Source organism: Microbacterium sp. AISO3, assembly GCF_002204305.1.
In the GTDB taxonomy this organism is placed as follows: domain Bacteria; phylum Actinomycetota; class Actinomycetes; order Actinomycetales; family Microbacteriaceae; genus Microbacterium; species Microbacterium arborescens.
Genome location: NZ_NHRF01000002.1, coordinates 102,605 through 118,715, shown reverse-complemented (window position 1 = coordinate 118,715; position 16,111 = coordinate 102,605). Strand labels below are relative to the sequence as shown.

19 protein-coding genes and 2 tRNA genes are annotated in these 16,111 nt (G+C 68.3%); 7 read left to right on the top strand and 14 right to left on the bottom strand.

The genetic code is table 11. The annotated features are described in order from the left end of the window. Positions 1–3: 3 nt before the first annotated feature. Positions 4–657, top strand: coding sequence for a YitT family protein (locus CBF90_RS03385; protein WP_088379930.1), 654 nt, complete (start codon positions 4–6; stop codon positions 655–657). Here CBF90_RS03385 and CBF90_RS03380 read toward each other — a convergent pair. Then, positions 638–850, bottom strand: a complete 213-nt coding sequence (locus CBF90_RS03380; protein WP_233494886.1) for a methyltransferase — start codon at positions 848–850, stop codon at positions 638–640. The two genes, CBF90_RS03385 and CBF90_RS03380, sit on opposite strands and share 20 nt — an antisense overlap. A 111-nt stretch (positions 851–961) precedes the next feature. On the opposite strand from CBF90_RS03380, the gene CBF90_RS03375 reads away from it, so the two are divergent. Beyond that, positions 962–1,034: transfer RNA gene (locus tag CBF90_RS03375), tRNA-Arg, on the top strand. Here the strand turns inward: CBF90_RS03375 and CBF90_RS03370 are convergent. The 7 genes from CBF90_RS03370 to CBF90_RS03340 all read right to left on the bottom strand — a co-directional run bounded on the left by CBF90_RS03370 (position 1,008) and on the right by CBF90_RS03340 (position 8,473). Next, positions 1,008–1,751 (bottom strand): hypothetical protein, encoded by a 744-nt coding sequence (locus CBF90_RS03370; protein ID WP_088379929.1) that lies wholly within the window; start codon positions 1,749–1,751, stop codon positions 1,008–1,010. The genes CBF90_RS03375 and CBF90_RS03370 overlap by 27 nt on opposite strands. Before the next feature lie 75 nt (positions 1,752–1,826). After that, the gene (locus CBF90_RS03365; protein WP_064956611.1) at positions 1,827–3,494 is read right to left on the bottom strand and encodes an extracellular solute-binding protein; all 1,668 of its coding nucleotides are present in this window, start codon (positions 3,492–3,494) and stop codon (positions 1,827–1,829) included. 44 nt (positions 3,495–3,538) lie between these two features. Continuing rightward, a complete protein-coding gene (locus CBF90_RS03360) occupies positions 3,539–4,426 on the bottom strand; it encodes a carbohydrate ABC transporter permease (RefSeq protein ID WP_233494887.1) in 888 nt (295 codons plus the stop codon). Between the two features lie 35 nt (positions 4,427–4,461). Next, complete coding sequence (locus CBF90_RS03355) at positions 4,462–5,490, bottom strand: sugar ABC transporter permease (RefSeq protein WP_083990662.1); 1,029 nt, start codon at positions 5,488–5,490, stop codon at positions 4,462–4,464. Positions 5,491–5,532: 42 nt separating this feature from the next. Then, on the bottom strand, positions 5,533–6,621 hold the full coding sequence (locus CBF90_RS03350; protein WP_064956612.1) for a Gfo/Idh/MocA family protein: 1,089 nt from the start codon (positions 6,619–6,621) through the stop codon (positions 5,533–5,535). After that, a complete protein-coding gene (locus tag CBF90_RS03345) occupies positions 6,618–7,346 on the bottom strand; it encodes a cupin domain-containing protein (protein ID WP_088379928.1) in 729 nt (242 codons plus the stop codon). The genes CBF90_RS03350 and CBF90_RS03345 overlap by 4 nt, the downstream gene beginning before the upstream one ends. Continuing rightward, entirely contained in the window at positions 7,343–8,473 is a 1,131-nt protein-coding gene (locus CBF90_RS03340) for a Gfo/Idh/MocA family protein (protein ID WP_023950896.1), read from the bottom strand. The genes CBF90_RS03345 and CBF90_RS03340 overlap by 4 nt, the downstream gene beginning before the upstream one ends. 121 nt (positions 8,474–8,594) lie before the next feature. Here CBF90_RS03340 and orn point away from each other — a divergent pair, with 121 nt between their 5' ends. The 5 genes from orn to CBF90_RS03315 all read left to right on the top strand — a co-directional run bounded on the left by orn (position 8,595) and on the right by CBF90_RS03315 (position 10,467). Continuing rightward, positions 8,595–9,218, top strand: coding sequence for an oligoribonuclease (orn, locus tag CBF90_RS03335; RefSeq protein ID WP_064956614.1), 624 nt, complete (start codon positions 8,595–8,597; stop codon positions 9,216–9,218). A 38-nt stretch (positions 9,219–9,256) separates the two neighbouring features. Further along, positions 9,257–9,332 (top strand) — tRNA-His (locus CBF90_RS03330). A gap of 27 nt (positions 9,333–9,359) precedes the next feature. Then, on the top strand, positions 9,360–9,710 hold the full coding sequence (locus CBF90_RS03325) for a metallopeptidase family protein (RefSeq protein ID WP_064956615.1): 351 nt from the start codon (positions 9,360–9,362) through the stop codon (positions 9,708–9,710). Next, positions 9,701–10,000 (top strand): ATP-dependent Clp protease adapter ClpS, encoded by a 300-nt coding sequence (gene clpS, locus CBF90_RS03320; protein ID WP_064956616.1) that lies wholly within the window; start codon positions 9,701–9,703, stop codon positions 9,998–10,000. The genes CBF90_RS03325 and clpS overlap by 10 nt, the downstream gene beginning before the upstream one ends. Then, positions 9,997–10,467 carry a DUF2017 family protein gene (locus tag CBF90_RS03315; RefSeq protein WP_088379927.1) on the top strand — a complete coding sequence of 157 codons (471 nt, stop codon included), beginning with the start codon at positions 9,997–9,999 and terminating at the stop codon, positions 10,465–10,467. The genes clpS and CBF90_RS03315 overlap by 4 nt, the downstream gene beginning before the upstream one ends. On the opposite strand, the gene CBF90_RS03310 is transcribed toward CBF90_RS03315, so the two are convergent. The 6 genes from CBF90_RS03310 to gatC form a co-directional block, all read right to left on the bottom strand. Then, positions 10,468–11,046 carry an AAA family ATPase gene (locus tag CBF90_RS03310; RefSeq protein WP_064956618.1) on the bottom strand — a complete coding sequence of 193 codons (579 nt, stop codon included), beginning with the start codon at positions 11,044–11,046 and terminating at the stop codon, positions 10,468–10,470. Continuing rightward, on the bottom strand, positions 11,021–11,341 hold the full coding sequence (locus CBF90_RS18745; protein ID WP_064956619.1) for a hypothetical protein: 321 nt from the start codon (positions 11,339–11,341) through the stop codon (positions 11,021–11,023). The genes CBF90_RS03310 and CBF90_RS18745 overlap by 26 nt, the downstream gene beginning before the upstream one ends. 40 nt (positions 11,342–11,381) lie before the next feature. Then, complete coding sequence (gene dinB, locus CBF90_RS03305; RefSeq protein WP_064956620.1) at positions 11,382–12,641, bottom strand: DNA polymerase IV; 1,260 nt, start codon at positions 12,639–12,641, stop codon at positions 11,382–11,384. 121 nt (positions 12,642–12,762) lie between these two features. Next, complete coding sequence (gene gatB / locus CBF90_RS03300; RefSeq protein WP_023950912.1) at positions 12,763–14,280, bottom strand: Asp-tRNA(Asn)/Glu-tRNA(Gln) amidotransferase subunit GatB; 1,518 nt, start codon at positions 14,278–14,280, stop codon at positions 12,763–12,765. Further along, positions 14,280–15,791 (bottom strand): Asp-tRNA(Asn)/Glu-tRNA(Gln) amidotransferase subunit GatA, encoded by a 1,512-nt coding sequence (gene gatA / locus CBF90_RS03295; protein WP_071918139.1) that lies wholly within the window; start codon positions 15,789–15,791, stop codon positions 14,280–14,282. The genes gatB and gatA overlap by 1 nt, the downstream gene beginning before the upstream one ends. Next, positions 15,788–16,087 carry an Asp-tRNA(Asn)/Glu-tRNA(Gln) amidotransferase subunit GatC gene (gene gatC, locus CBF90_RS03290; protein ID WP_064956622.1) on the bottom strand — a complete coding sequence of 100 codons (300 nt, stop codon included), beginning with the start codon at positions 16,085–16,087 and terminating at the stop codon, positions 15,788–15,790. The genes gatA and gatC overlap by 4 nt, the downstream gene beginning before the upstream one ends. Positions 16,088–16,111 lie beyond the last annotated feature (24 nt).

Here is a 16,111-nt window from a genome sequence, read left to right as displayed (position 1 = left end):
CGAGTGACCCTCCGCTTCTCGCAACTCGTCGTCGGCCTCATCCTGTTCGGCATCGGGTGCGCCGTCATGGTGGATGCCGGCATCGGCCTGGACCCGTGGACGGTCTTCGCCGAGGGAGTGAGCAAGAACACCGGCATCGGGATCGGCTGGGTCGTCAGCATCACCGGTTTCCTGGTGCTGCTCCTGTGGATCCCGCTGCGTCAGAAGCCGGGTGTCGGCACCGTCGCGAACATCCTCGTCGTGGGCGCCGCCATGCAGTTCGCCCTCCCGCTCATCAGCACACCCGATGGGTGGCCGGCACAGCTGGTCATGTTCATCGCCGGCACCATCCTGGTCGGCGTCGCATCGGGGATCTACATCGGGGCTCGCCTGGGTCCGGGCCCCCGCGACGGACTCATGACCGGCATCCACCGACGCTGGGGCTGGCCGATCTGGGCCGGCCGGCTGATTGTCGAGGCGACCGTGCTCGTGACCGGCTGGCTGCTCGGAGGAACGATCGGTCTCGGCACGGTGCTGTTCGCCGTGCTCATCGGGCCGATCGTGCATGTGAGCCTGCCGCTGTTCGACCGAGGCGCACGTGCCCGGATGCGTCGGGCACCCGACCCGCGTGCCAGCGACGCGACGGCGGCGGCCCGGCTCAGTGCTCCCGGAACGTAGGCCAGTCCGCTCCCGGCGGCATGTGGGCGTGCAATGCGTTCTTGGCGATCTCCATCGTGGGGTAGGTGCCGAGCTCGGCATCCGCACCCGCCATCGTCACGATGTACTCATCGCCGCGGTGGCGGATCATCCCCGCCACTCCGCCGGCGCCGTACGCCACCCACAGTGCTGTCGATCGTGTCTGCGCGTTCATCATCGAACCCCTTCCGACACCCGCAGGCTACGCTTCCGAGCGCCGCGGAGCCAGGGGTGTGCGGCAGCCGGACCGACACGGACCTCGGCGCGCGATAGCGTAGAAGCATCTGCCTCCGTAGCTCAGTGGATAGAGCAGCGGCCTTCTAATCCGTTGGTCACAGGTTCGAATCCTGTCGGGGGCGCTCGAATGCTGTTGCGGACCGGCGTGTGAACCTGCGCTCGGTGTCGGCCACCACGGGTCGCGCCATGAGCGCGAGCAGGCCGGCGAACGCCCACAGCAAGAGCAGCACGGCGGCCTCGCTCACCACGATCGCGAGGAACACCGCCACGATGAGCAGCGACAGGACACCCAGCGTGAAACGCCACTGGGAAGCGAGCTGCGCCACGGCGACGCGGATCGCATCGCGCGCGCGGAAATCGAATCCCGCCGTCAGGACGACCATGTGCCCACCCCAGACGAGGATGAGCAGTCCGAGAACGCTGTACAGCGGGCGAAGCGCCGCACCGCCGTCGACCCCGTCGAGATGGATGAGGTTGAAGGCGAGCACAGCGAGGGCTGCGGTCGCCGGCACCGCCCACCGGAGGGTCGGTACGAGGTCACGTCGGTAGGCGCGGAGGAAGTGCCGACCGGGCGACAGGTCGGTGTGCGGCACCATCGCCGCCGCCACGCCCGCCACGAAGGCGGGAGCCAGCGGCAGGAGGGCGAGCACGAAGAGGGGGATGTTCGACGGATCCCGGTCGAGCAGCATCACCGCGACGACGGAGGGCAGTGAAGCGATCAGCAGTTGCGCCTCCAGAACCATCTGCCGGTAGACGAACGCGGCGCCTCGGGACAGCGGACCGCGTCCGACCTCGTCGGCGGGATCGCTTCGACGAATCGTGGTGGTGTCGACATCCATCTTCCTCGGCTCCTTCGCTCGGGGGGTGGGGGGGATGGGGCGGCCGGCCGCGGTGACGTGACCGGCCGCCTCTGCTCATCCCTGATTCTGCGTGCGCTCGAGCGCGGTGTTGAACGTCTCGATGAGCTGGCCGGATCCCAGGCCCTCGAGCTCGGCGACGTACGCGTCCCAGTCGTCCTCGATGGAGCGCTGGCCCGTGATGAACGACGCGGTCGCCGCGTGGACGGCATCCGTCAGCTGCGTCTGCAGCAAAGACGTCTGCTCGAGCTCGATCTCGTTGAGCAGCGGGGCCGGTGCGGTCGGCAGCTGCTCCTTCTTCTCGAGTTGCTCGGCGGTCCATTCGGCGATCTCGTCGGTCATCATCGAGAGCACCAGCTCTTGCGACGAGCCGTTCGCGAGCAGGAAGACCCCGTTGCTGTAGCCGTAGTCGGCGTTGAGGAGCTGGGGCGCGCCGGCGTTGATCGAACTCCATGCGATGTCGTCCATGAGCTTGCGCGTGCCGTCGGCTTCACGCGTGAACGTCTCGCCCTCCACGCCCCACTGAGCGAACTCGAGGCCCTCGTCGGAGTAGTAGAGCCAGTCGACGAACTGCAGCAGCGCCTTGAAGTACGGCTTCTCGGCCGCGCCGCTCGAGATCAGGATGCCGGAGGTGAAGCGACCGCTCGGCAGCTTGTCGCCCGCCGGCCCGCCGGGGAGCGAGAGCAGACGGATCGGGACATCGCCCTGGCCCGAGTCGGCGAACTTCTGCCGGTATTCCGCGATCGTCTGGGTGTTCCCGGAGATGGCGGCCGACTTGCCCGAGATGAACTTCTGTACCGCCTGGTCATCGCTCTGGGTGATCTCGGGGTCGAGCACGCCGGCCTCGACGAGGGCGGCGGCATCCGACACGACCCGCTTGTACCCGTCCGAGGCACCTGTGAACACGTACTCGCCGGCGTCCTGGTCGTACCACGTGTTCGCGTAGCCCCAGCCCGCTGCCGTCGGATAGTTCGGCGCCATGATGCTCAGCAGCGAGCCGAGCGGCGTCGCGTCCGTCCAGCGATCCGACATCGCGTAGTCGAGCTCCGGATTCGCCTGCTTGACCTTCTGGAGCTGCTCGAGGTACTCGTCCCAGGTCGCGGGGTCCTCGGCAATACCCGCTTTCTGCCACAGGTCCTCGCGGATGGCTACCGAGTACTGGACGTCGGGCACTTCGCGCAGGCCCGGCAGGTGGTAGATCTTCCCATCCTCCTGCCGGCGGTTCTGCAGGTCGTCCTCGAGGTCCCAGTCGGCGATCTTCTGCTGGAAGTTCGGCATGTAGTCGAAGTAGTCCGAGACCGGAAGGATCGCGCCGCCCGAGACGAACTGCGTCTCGGAACCTGCGTACGTCGAGGAGATGATGTCGGTCGCCTCGCCGCTGCCGATGAGGAGCGACTTCTTCTGATCGAAATCGGCCATCGGGATGTCCGTGCGGGAGAACGTGACGTTGTGGTCGTTCTCGAGATGCTGGAAGAACGACCAGTCGTCCTTCACCGGATAGTTCGGGTGGTCCCGGTACATGAGCGAGAACTGCACCGGCTCGGTCGCGGCGAAGGTCACGCCGGCCTCGAAGTCCTCCATCGCGCCGACGGACTGCGCTTCTCCGATCGTGGCGGCGCCGTCGCCGGCGGGATCGTCGGTGGCGGGGCCGGAGCAGGCGGACAGCACGACGGCAACGGCTGCCAGTCCCGCGGCACCGGCGAGGGTGTGGCGAGTGATTCTCATTGTGTTTCTCCTCTGTGTGAACGTCGTCGTTCGACGTAGGGGATTCAGCCCTTGACCGACCCGAGCATCACGCCCGAGACGAAGTAGCGCTGGATGAAGGGATACAGGCAGATGATGGGGAGCACCGTGAGCAGCATCGTGACGGCCTGGATGTTCGAGGCGACCTGCGCGGACTCGCCGCCGATCGCCTCCTGCACGCCCGTCGCGGCTGCGATGAGATTCCGCAGATAGACCGTCACGGGGAACAGCGTCTTGTCGTCCAGGAAGAGGAACGCGTTGAACCACGAGTTCCAGATGCCGACGGCGTAGAACAGCGTCATCGTCGCGAGCACGGCCTTGGACAGCGGCAGCACGATCCGGAAGAAGATGCCGTAGGTCGTGAGGCCGTCGATCGCCGCGGCCTCTTCGAGTTCCTCGGGGAAGTTCTCGAAGAACGACTTCATGACGAGCAGGTTGAACACGCTCAGCGCTCCCGGCACCACGACGGCCCAGATGCTGTTGCGCCAACCCAGGTAGTTCGCGATGAGGATGTAGTTGGGGATGAGGCCGCCGCCGAAGAACATCGTGAACACCGCGATGCCGACGAAGAAGGTTCGTCCCTTGAGATACGGCTTGCTCAGCGCGTAGGCATACGTCGTGGTGATCGCCATCGCTATGACGGTTCCGACGATCGTGTAGAGGAACGTGTTCCCGTAGTTCGTCCAGAACGTCCCGTCGTTCATGACCACGCGGAAGGTGTCGATGTTGAAGCCTCGCGGGATCAGATTCACCTCGCCGGCGGCGATGTACCCCTCGGACGAGAACGCCTTCGCGACGAGGTTGATGAACGGGTACAACGTCACGACGCACACGAGTACGAGGGCGACGGCGTTGACCACCCGGAAGGCCCGGTATCCCGGCGACTCCCGGATGATGCCGGTCTCGCGGCGCACGCGTGCACTGTCGGGTTTCGGGGGAAGGGCTTCGGTCACCACAGCGAGGTACCAACCAATCGACGAGAGAGGGCGTTCGCGCCGAGGACGAGCACGAGGCCGATGACCGCCTCGAACAGGCCGATGGCCGTTCCGTACGAGAACTGGGCCGACTGGATGCCGACGCGATAGAGATAGGTCGAGATGACGTCGGCCGTCGAGTAGATGAGCGGATTCTGCAGGAGCAGCACCTTCTCGAATCCGACAGCCATGAACGAGCCGATGTTGAGGATGAGGAGCACCATCATGGTCGGGCGGATCCCCGGCAGCGTGATGTGCCAGGTCTGCTGCCAACGATTCGCACCGTCGATCCGAGCGGCCTCGTAGAGCTGATCGTCGATCGTGGTCAGCGCGGCGAGGTAGAGGATCGTTCCCCACCCGACGGTCTGCCACACCTCCGAGGAGACGTAGATCGAGCGGAACCACTCGGGCCGTTGCATGAACGGGACGGGGTCGCCGCCCATCGCCTCGACGACCTGATTGACCGTCCCGTTGAGTGCCGTGAGCTGCAGCACGAGACCGGCGACGATGACCACCGACATGAAGTGCGGAAGGTACGAGATCGTCTGAACGATGCGCTTGAACCGACGCGAGCGCAGTTCGTTGAGCATGAGCGCGAGCACGATCGGAAGGGGGAACGTGATCAGCAGGGTGAGCCCGCCCAGGACCACCGTGTTCCAGAACACCGTCCAGAACTGCTGGTTGGAGATGAACGCCTCGAAGTAGTAGAAGCCCACCCACTCGTCGCCGAAGATCGAGCCGCCGGGACGGAACCGCCGGAAGGCGATCACGTTCCCGAGCATCGGGATGTAGCGGAAGACGAGCAGGAAGACGACCGGCGCGAGCAGGAAGGTGTACAGGCGCCAGTCGCGGGCGAGCGCCCGGCGCCAGGTCTGCTTCGCGCGGGGCGTGCGATCGCGCCGGAACGGGCGCCGCTTGGGCCGCGCTGTGGTGATCGCTCGCGTCGCGGTGCCGGCGGGTGGGGCATCCCCCAGCCGCACCGGCGTGTGAACGGATTGCGTCATTCGGAACTCCACATCCTTGTGGTTCTCGTGAGCGGGTCGCCGCTAGGGGGTCAGGAGGGGCACGCGGGCGTCCGAACCGATCACCGTCGCCCCCGCCTGTGCGTGCAGGCTGAGCTCCGCCGCCATCAGAGCGTGGGCCTGGCTCATCGCGGTCTCGGTGCCGTCGAGGCAGTCGCGGATCAGCTGCCCGAAGTACGGGAAGCCGGTCATGCCGTTGGCGTTGAAGCGGCGCTGTGTCTCCTGATTGACCAGGAGCACCTGACCGCCCCCGTTGTCGGTGGTGATGTCGATGTACTTCCGCAGCTCGATGTACCCGTCGGTACCGAGCAGCAGTGTGCGCCCGTCGCCGAAGACGCCCAAGCCGTCGGGCGTGAACCAGTCGACCCGGACGTAGCCTGTCGCACCGTTGTCCAGCACGACGTGCGCGTCGCCGAAGTCCTGCAGGCCAGGGGTGTCGGGATGCGCGTAGTTCGCGATCGTCGAGGTCGAGACGCGACCATTCGTCGCACGCGTGTAGTGGAGGATCTGATCGAAGTTGTGGCTTCCGATATCGCACAGGATGCCGCCGTACTGCGCCGGGTCGTAGAACCAGTCGGGCCGGCCGCCGCCGATACGATGCGGGCCGAAGCACACCACCTGGATGACCCGGCCGATCGCACCACGCTCGACGAGCTGGTCGGCGAGGATCGCCGCCTCGGAATGCACGCGCTCGCCGTAGTACACGGCATATCGCAGGCCGGTCCGCGCGGTCGCTTCCCGAACGGCATCCAGCTGGGCGAAGGTCGTGAGCGGGGCTTTGTCGACGAAGGCGTGCTTGCCCGCCTCCATGGCCCGGAGACCGATCGGAGCGCGCTGCGACGGAATCGCGGCCGTCGCGACGAGCCGAACCGCGGGGTCGTCCAGCACCTCCTGCTCGCTCGCGGCGATTCGCGCCGTCGGATACTGCTTCGCGAAGGCCGCCGCGCGTGCGGGGTCCTCGTCGAAGACCCAGGTCACGGTCGCGCCGGCGCCGATCAGGCCGTCGGTCATTCCGAAGATGTGGCCGTGATCGAGACCGACGGCGGCGAAGGCGAACTCGCCGGGCTCGACGACCGGACGCGGGAGGGGGTCGAACGTGTAGGAATGGCTCATCGGGGGATCTCCTGGTCTGTCAGGTCGTAGGCGCGGATGCGTCCGCACATGCCGAACGCGCGATCGCTGGCGGCTTCCGGGGCCTCGTGGGCCCGCGCACCGCGGAGGTGGCCGACATCGCCGCGGGCGATCGCTTCGGCGAGCCTCAGCGAGTCCTCGGCTTGGGCGAGGGCTCGCTCGCGCACGATCCGTCCCCAGGCGGCGGCGCGGTGCCGGACCAGTGCGCCGGCGCTCTCGTAGAAGTCGTCGAGGGGGGTGCGATCGCCCGCGACGACCGCAGCACGGAGCGCCTCGAATCCCGTGACGGCGAGGTCGCGACGCCGGGCGGCGCGGACCGCCCGGCCCTCCCCCTCGCCAAGGGCCACCGCGTCCGCATACGCGTCCGGGTCGCCGACGACGGACGGGGGGAAGGTCATCACCGCGTCGCCCGCCTCCGGAAGGCCTGCGTTGCTCATCAGCACGAGGACCTTCAGTCCGCCGCGGTTCACCGCCCGATGGATCGTGCCCGGGGTGAACCAGACCACCGAGCCGGCCGACAGGCTCGTCTCCCGGTATCCGTGACGGTCGATCGTCTGAAGAGCTCCGTGCCCCTCGACGACGAGATACGCCTCGGTCGAGACGAGGTGGATGTGGGGACTTCCGCCGCAGACGCCGTCGGGAGCGGCATCGGGGTAGATGTCGAGGTGCGACAACGAGGTGCCGCCGGGGAACGATGACGCGGTCACGACGCCGCCTCCACGAGGGAGGTCTGCTTCTCGTAGAAGTGCGGCGCGCGCTCCACGAGGTGGCCGGAACGGTAGTAGGGGTCGTCGGCCGCGAGCGGAAGGTCCACGAAGGTGCGCTCGATGCCCGCCTTGTAGATGGCCGCGACGACCTCGATCGCGTTTCGGCCGTCCCGCCCTCCTGCGATGGGCTCACGGCCGTCCCGGATCGCGCTCAGTACATCGGCAATCTGCCCTGTGTGCCCGGCGTGCGCGAGAGGCTCTCGCGCGGCGACGACGCCTTCGATGGCCGCCACCAGATCGGCATCGCCGCCCTTCGCAGGGAATCCGCCGCCGTCGGCGCGCTCGGCGATCACCCGCCACGGCTGCGACACCCGCGCCTTCGCGCCCTGGATGACGATCTGCTGCTCCTCGCCGTGATGGACGACGGAGCTCGTGAGCTGCGCAAGACCGCGTTCGTAGCGCAACACCGCGACGGAAAGGTCTTCGACCTCGCTGTTGTCGTGCTGCGCGTTCGCGAGCATCGCCGTGATCTCCGTCGGCCGACCCAGGAGCCACAGGAGCAGGTCGATGTGGTGGATCGCATGGTTGAGGGTGCAGCCGCCCCCTTCCTTCTCCCAGGTGCCACGCCACCAGAGGTCGTAGTACGGCAGCCCCCGCCACCACGCCGAGTCCACGCGCACGGACGAGATCGACCCCAGCAGCCCCGAGTCGACGACGGCTTTGAGCGTCGCGAGGTCGTCGCGGAACCGGTTCTGCGCGACCACCGAGAGCACCTTGCCCGAACGCTCCTGAGCCGCGAGCATCGCGTCGCATTCCTCGAGCGAGGGCGCCATCGGCTTCTCGACGAGAACGTTCACGCCCGCATCCAGAGCCGCGATCGAGAGGGCGGCGTGGGTAGACGGAGGAGTCGCGATGCTGACGAGGTCCAGCTCGGCCTCCGCGATCATCCTGAGGGGGTCGTCGTACCCGACCGCGCCGGCGATGCCGAACTCCTCGGCCTTCTGCGCAGCCTTCCCCGGCGAGACGTCGGCGAGGGCGACGATCTCGCAGTCCTCGGGGAACGCGAGATACCCGCCGATGTGGGCACTGGCGATGCCGCCCGTGCCGATGATGCCGATTCTGAACATGCTTCCTCGCACTTCTACTACGTATTACTACGACGTAGTAGTCATGATGGTCGCATGTGCGGCGCGCGGTCAACGATTTTCTAAAACGACCGTGTCGCGGCCGCTCACTAGGATGGACGACATGGTGGGAACAGCCGAGAACGACCGTCTCGTATGGATCGATTGCGAGATGACGGGGCTGGATCTCAGCGTCGACGAGCTCGTCGAGGTGGCGGTCATCGTCACCGACTACGAACTCGTGCCGCTCGACCCGGGCTTCCAGCTCGTCATCCGGCCCAGCGAGGCCGCCCGCGCGAACATGGGCGACTTCGTCACCGCGATGCACGAGACCTCGGGCCTGATGTCCGAGCTCGACTCGGGCGCGCCCCTCGCCGACGCCGAAGCGGCAGTGCTCGAGTACATCCAGCGCTTCGTGCCGGAAGGCAAGGCCGCCCTCGCGGGCAACACGATCGGCACCGACCGGATGTTCCTCGCGAAGTACATGCCCCGGGTGGACTCCTGGCTGCACTACCGGAACGTCGACGTCTCCAGCATCAAGGAGCTGTCGCGACGGTGGTTCCCCCGCGCGTACTTCCAGGCGCCGACCAAGGACGGCGGGCACCGTGCGCTGGCCGACATCCGGGAGTCGATTCGCGAGCTCGCCTACTACCGCTCCGCGGTGTTCGTGCCCGCGCCCGGCCCCACCAGCGACGAGGCCCGAGCAGCCGCCGAGGCCGCCGTGTCGTCGTATGCCCCATCCGTGTAATACAATCGTCTGGTTGCCCGGTTTCACCGGGAGACATGGTGGCTATAGCTCAGTTGGTAGAGCACCGCGTTGTGGTCGCGGGGGTCGCGGGTTCAAGTCCCGTTAGCCACCCCACGTAAACACCCCGGTCCGGGAGTGCAGATGATCGAGATGGATGTCGAGGAGTTCGAGCTCCTCGTGACCGCCGAACTCGATCGCCTCCCCGACGACATGGTCGACGGACTCGACAACGTCATCTTCGTCGTGGAAGACCGCCCGGAAGACGGCAGTCTCGACCTGCTCGGCCTCTACGACGGTTACGCCCTCACCGAGCGCGACCGCTACGGGCAGGGCGAGCTGCCGGACCGGATCATCGTGTACCGCGAGCCGCACCTGCACGCCTGCGATGATGTCGCGAGCCTGAGCGACGAGATCCACACCACCCTCGTCCATGAGATCGCCCACTTCTACGGCATCGACGATGACCGCCTGCACGAGCTCGGATGGGCGTGATGAGCACCGCCCTTCCCGACCTCGACCGCGAGACCGATCTCCGCGCCGCCCCCGACGAACCGTGGCAGACCGTCGTGTGGAACGATCCCGTGAACCTCATGTCGTACGTCGTCCATGTCTTCCGGACCTACTTCGGATACTCGCGCGATCGCGCGACGCAGCTCATGCTCGCCGTCCATCACGACGGGCACGCGATCGTCGCCGAGGGGCCGCGCGAGGCGATGGAGGCCCACACCCGCGCGATGCACGAGTTCGGCCTCTGGGCGACCGTGCGGCGAGCCGGCGCATGACCGCCTCCGTCGCGTTCGCGCTGCCCCCAGCCGAGGCGGATTATCTCCAGGAGCTGGTCGACCAGTACCTCGAGCTGGTCACCGCGCCCGACGATCCCCGCGACCCTGCCGCCAAGCGCCTCTCCCCCGACGCGTACCCCGACGATGCGGATGCCGCGGCGGAGTTCCGCGCGCTCACTCGAGACGATGTCGCGGCGACGCGCGCCTCCGACGCGCGTCTCGTGCTCGCCACGCTCACGAGAGCTGCACAGGGCCGCTCGGTCGATCCGGCATCCGGCGATGGGCTCACACTCGGTCCGCAGGAGCAGACCGCGTGGCTTCGGACGCTCGCCGGCCTCCGGCTCGTGCTGGCGGAACGCATCGGCATCAGCGACGAGAGCATCATGCCGGTGGGTGACCCGCGCTTCGACGTCTACGAGTGGCTGGGATACCGTCAGGAGATGCTGCTGCAGGCACTCGACGGCTGATCAGACGAGCTCGACGACGTGCGTCGCGAGACCTCGAGGATCGTTTCGAGCGATATGGTCCTCCTCCTGCGCGGCCCAGCGATCCCAATGCGGACGGTACGCCTCACCGTCGCGGTCCAGGGCACGCCGCTTACGCAGCTCGCTCGGGGCGTCCAACCAGATACTGACCGTCGCGAAGGCTGCGGCCGCGGCGGTGAGCGCTCCGCTGCCTTCGAGGAGGATCGTCTCGTCAGCGCCGACGGCCCGTTCGGGTCCGTAGCGGTCCGCCGTCCAATCCCACTGCTGCCAGCGCGCCGTAGCGCCCGTGCGACGAGGGGCGAGCACACGCGCGACGGCGTACTCGGCGCCCGCCGCGAGGCCGTCCCAGCCGGGATACAGCTCGTCGAGTGCCACCAGCTGCGGCGTTCGCGGGCCGCTCCACTGCCGCTGCAGCTCGCGCGCGAGCGTGGACTTTCCCGCGCCGCTGCGCCCGTCGATGATCACGACATCGCCCGGCGAGGTTTCGCCGAGCACGGTACGGATGAGCGCCGCAGTGGTCAGACGCGCGGCGACCCTACTTCTTGAGGGCGCGGATGACACGGCTGAGAGCGCGTCCCACGACCCAGACGAACGGGATGCCGACGGCGACGAGAGAGACGAGGTTCGGCTCGAATCGCAGATCGTCGCCCTTGCGCACGTACGCCCCGACGGGGATGGCATAACCGCCGCCACCGCCACCGCTGTTCCCCTCGTCGTCCTCGCCGGCCCCGAAGCCGCTCCACGTCAGCGCGACGGGGATCAGCGTGATGCCGTCGACATCCTGCTGTTCGCCGTAGACGCTGGTGACGCCGAGGTTCGCGGTCTGCTTGCCGAGTTCGAGTGCGAGGTTGGGCATGGACCCACCGTACCCTTCTCCGGGTGCCGCGGTACAGGTGTCAGTGTTCGTGGCCGGGGCGTGGATTGGTCGGCATGGCGCCGACGTCTCGGCGGGGTCCGAGCACGCTCGCTCGCGTCACCGCGCCCCGGCCGAAACGGGCCCGGGCTCCGTCGAGCGCATCGTCGACGCGCCGCCATTCCTCGTCGTCGTCCCAGAGCGTCAGGCCGCCGGTGCCGTCCGGACGCAGCTTCTCCGCGCGGACGCCGATGAGTCTCACCGGTTGCGACAGCTCGACCGTCGAGAGCAGCTCGATCGCCGCCGACCCGATGCGCTGCCCGACATTGGTCGCCAAGGGCAGGGTCTGCGAGCGGGAGTACGTCGAGAAGTCGCTCAGGCGGACCTTGATCGATACGGTCCCGGCCTCCCAGCCCCCCGCACGCAGTCGCGCGCCGACGCGGTCGGCCAGACGCCTCAGCTCGGACCGGAGCACCGTGAGGTCGGAGACGTCGCGCGAGAAGGTCTCCTCGTGCGAGACGCTCTTCTCCGCGCGCTCGGTCTGCACCTGGCGCGCGTCGTGTCCGCGCGAGAGGTGCCAGACGCGCTCACCCATGGCCGGCCCGAGCGCTCGATCGAGGACGGGCCTCGGAGTGTCCCAGACGTCGGCGACCGTCCGGATGCCGCGGGCGAGGAGCGCCTCGGCCGCCTTCGGTCCGACGCCCCACAACGCGCCGACCGGCCGGCCGCCGAGGAAGCGGAGCGTCTGGTGCTCGGCGACGACGAGCAGACCGTCGGGCTTGGAGATCGTCGACGCCATCTTCGCGACGTGCTTGGTCGCCGCGACCCCGACGCTGCACGTGAGGCCGGTCTCGCTCAGCACGCGGGCGCGGATGAGCTGCGCGATCTCGCGTGGACTCCCCCAGAGCCGACGAGCACCGCTCACGTCGAGAAACGCCTCGTCGATCGACAGCGGCTCGACCAACGGCGTGATCGATCGGAAGATCTCCATCACGCGCTGCGAGAGCTCGGCGTAGCGTTCGAACGTCGTCGGGACCACGATCGCCTGCGGGCACAGTTGCAGGGCGCGTGCGACCGGCATCGCCGACCGGACGCCGAAGCGCCTCGCTTCGTACGAGGCGCTCGACACGACGCCCCGGCGCTCGACGCCGCCGACGATGATCGGCTTTCCCGCGAGCGACGGATCGTCCAGCACCGCGACGGCCGCGTAGAAGGCGTCCATGTCGACATGGAGGATTCGCGTGCCCGCGTCGTCCGCATCCGGCGGCGACACGATGCGTCCTGTCCCGTCGCCTCGTCCCATGCCTCTATTCTCGCCTCTGCCGCGGACACCGGAGCGGTCGTCCGACGACGAGGCGGCGCCGCCGGCCCTCGTCGCGCGAGGATGCCGGCGGCGCCGCCTGTGGTGCGCGCGGTGGCGCCGCCTACTGCGCCGCGCGCTCGAGGATCAGCTCGCGCACGCGCGCCGCGTCGGCCTGCCCCTTCATGGCCTTCATGACCGCGCCGATCACCGCTCCCGCGGCCTGCACCTTTCCGTCCTTGATCTTCGCCAGGACGTCGGGCTGGGCGGCGAGGGCGTCGTCGATCGCGGCGATCAGCGCGCCGTCGTCGGACACGACGGCCAGGCCGCGCGAATCCACGACCTCCTGCGGCGACCCTTCGCCGTCGATCACACCTTCGAGCACCTGACGCGCCAGCTTGTCGGTCAGCGTGCCGGCATCCACGAGCTTCTGCAGCGCAGCCACGTCGGCGGGCGACACCAGTGCCTGCGGCTCGGCGCCACGCGCGTTCGCGACGCGGGTGATCTCGCCGGTCCACCACTTGCGCGCCGAGGTCGGCGACGCCCCTGCTGCGACCGTCGCATCGACCTCAGCGAGCAGACCGCCGTTGACGACGTCCTGGAACTCGAGGTCGGTGAAGCCCCATTCCCCCTGCAGCCGTCGTCGCCGAGCGGCCGGCGGCTCGGGAAGGGCCGCGCGGAGCTCCTCGATCAACTCGGGCGACGGCGCGACCGGCAGCAGATCGGGCTCGGGGAAGTACCGGTAGTCGTCGGCGTCCGACTTCGGACGACCCGGCGAGGTCGTCCCGGTGTCCTCGTGCCAGTGCCGGGTCTCCTGCGTGATGGTTCCACCCTCGGCCAGGATGGCGGCCTGACGCTGGATCTCGTAGCGCACCGCGCGCTCGACGGAGCGCATCGAGTTGACGTTCTTCGTCTCGGTGCGCGTGCCGAGCTTGTGCTGACCCCGAGGACGAAGCGACACGTTCGCGTCGCAGCGCAGGTTGCCGCGCTCGAGGCGCGCCTCCGAGATGCCCAGGCCGATGACGATGTCGCGAATGGTGCGGACGTAGGCTTTCGCGATCTCCGGCGCACGGTGCTCGGCGCCGAAGATCGGCTTGGTCACGATCTCGACGAGCGGCACTCCTGCCCGGTTGTAGTCGACCAGCGAGAACTCGGCGCCCTGGATACGGCCGGCCGCGCCACCCATGTGGGTGAGCTTGCCGGCATCCTCCTCCATGTGCGCACGCTCGATGTCGACGGTCACGGTCGTGCCGTCGGAGAGCTCCACCTCGACCGCGCCCTCGAACGCGATCGGTTCGTCGTACTGTGAGATCTGGTAGTTCTTGCCGAGATCCGGGTAGAAGTAGTTCTTCCGCGCGAAGCGGCTCGACGGCGCGATCGAGCAGCCGAGCGCGAGGCCCAGGCTGATCGATGACCGGATAGCCGTCTCGTTGACGACCGGCAGCGCCCCGGGCAGGCCCATGTCGACGGGCGCGACGAGCGTGTTCGGAGCAGCGCCGTGGTTGTCGGGGTGAGCCGGGTTCGCAGCCGGCGAGAACATCTTCGTGCGCGTGTTGAGCTCGACGTGCACCTCGAAGCCGAGCACGGGCTCGAAGAGCTCCAGCGCCTTGTCGAAGTCCATCAGTGCGACCTTGGCAGCCATCAGCGTGCCCCTCCCAGGATCGGTGCGCGGTCGAGCAGGGGGCCGCCCCAGCTGTCGACGAGCAGGGTCTCGAGCGCGGCGCCCACACGGTACAGCTGTGCGTCCTGGCGCGCAGGAGCGATGAACTGGATGCCGACCGGCAGCCCGTCGTCATCCGACAGTCCCGACGGGATGGAGATCCCCGGGACTCCGGCGAGGTTGACGGGGATGGTCGTCACGTCGTTCAGGTACATCTGCAGCGGATCGTCGATCTGCTCGCCGAGCCGGAACGCGGTGGTGGGCGCGGACGGAGTAGCGATGACGTCGACCTGCGCGAAGGCCTCGTCGAAGTCGCGCTGGATGAGCGTCCGCACCTTCTGGGCGCTGCCGTAGTAGGCGTCGTAGTAGCCCGCCGACAAAGCGTAGGTGCCGAGGATGATGCGGCGCTTGACCTCGTCGCCGAAGCCGGTTTCGCGGGTCGCCGACATGACGTCCTCGACGGTGCCGCCGGGCACGTCGACGCGAAGTCCGAAGCGCACCGAGTCGAACTTCGCGAGGTTGCTCGACGCCTCGGCCGGGAGGATCAGGTAGTACGCCGCGACCCCGTACTCGAAGTGCGGTGCGCTGATCTCGACGATCTCGGCGCCCTGCGCCTCCATCGCTGCCAGCGACGCACGGAACGACGCGCTGACGCCGGGCTGGAAGCCGACATCGGCGAGCTCGCGGATGACGCCGACCTTGAGTCCGCGCAGCACATCCCCGCGCGCGCCTTCGCGCGCTGCAGCGGCGAAGGAGGGCCACCGGTCCGCGAGCGACGTCGAGTCGTGCGGGTCGTGGCCGCCGATGACGTCGTGCAGCAGAGCCGAGTCGAGAACGGTGCGGGAGACAGGACCGACCTGGTCGAGGCTCGAGGCGAGGGCGATGGAACCGTAGCGGCTCACGCCGCCGTACGTCGGCTTGACTCCGACCGTGCCCGTCACGTGCGCGGGCTGGCGGATCGAACCGCCGGTGTCGGAACCGAGGGCGAGCGGCGCCTCGAACGCGGCGACAGCGGCGGCGGAACCGCCGCCGGAGCCGCCGGGGATGCGGTCGAGGTCCCACGGGTTGCGGGTCGGTCCATACGCGGAGTGCTCCGTCGAGGAGCCCATCGCGAACTCGTCCATGTTCGTCTTGCCGAGCGGGACCAGTCCCGCGGCGCGGGCGCGCGAGACGACTGTCGCGTCGTACGGCGACATGAAGCCCTCGAGGATCTTCGACCCGCTCGTCGACGGCATGTCCGTGGTGACGAGCACGTCCTTGATCGCGAGGGGAACGCCCGCCAGCTCGCCGAGCTCCTCACCGGCAGCACGGCGAGCGTCGATCTCGCCCGCCACCTCCAGGGCGTGGTCGGAGACGTGCAGGAACGCATGCACGTCTCCATCGACCGCCGCGATGCGGTCGAGGTGCGCCTGCGTCACCTCGACACTGCTGACGCTGCCGTCGGCCAGGCGCGCGGCGAGCTCGGCCGCACTGAGACGGATCATGTCGCTCACTGCTCCTCCCCCAGGATCGCGGTCACGCGGAAGCGGTCGTCAGCGCGTTCGGGCGCGTTCCGGAGCACCTGCTCGACCGAGAGCATCTCCCCGGGGACGTCCTCGCGGAAGACGTTCTCCAGAGCGATCGGGTGGCTCGTCGCCGGGACATCCGGCGTCGCCACCTCCGACACCTTCGCGATGTTGTCGACGATCGCGTCGAGCTGTCCCGTGAGACGCTCGACCTCCTCGTCGTTCAGCTGGATCCGGGCGAGCACGCCGAGGTGGCGCACGAGATCGGGGGTGATTTCAGACACCCCACGATTCTAGTTGGGGGCCGA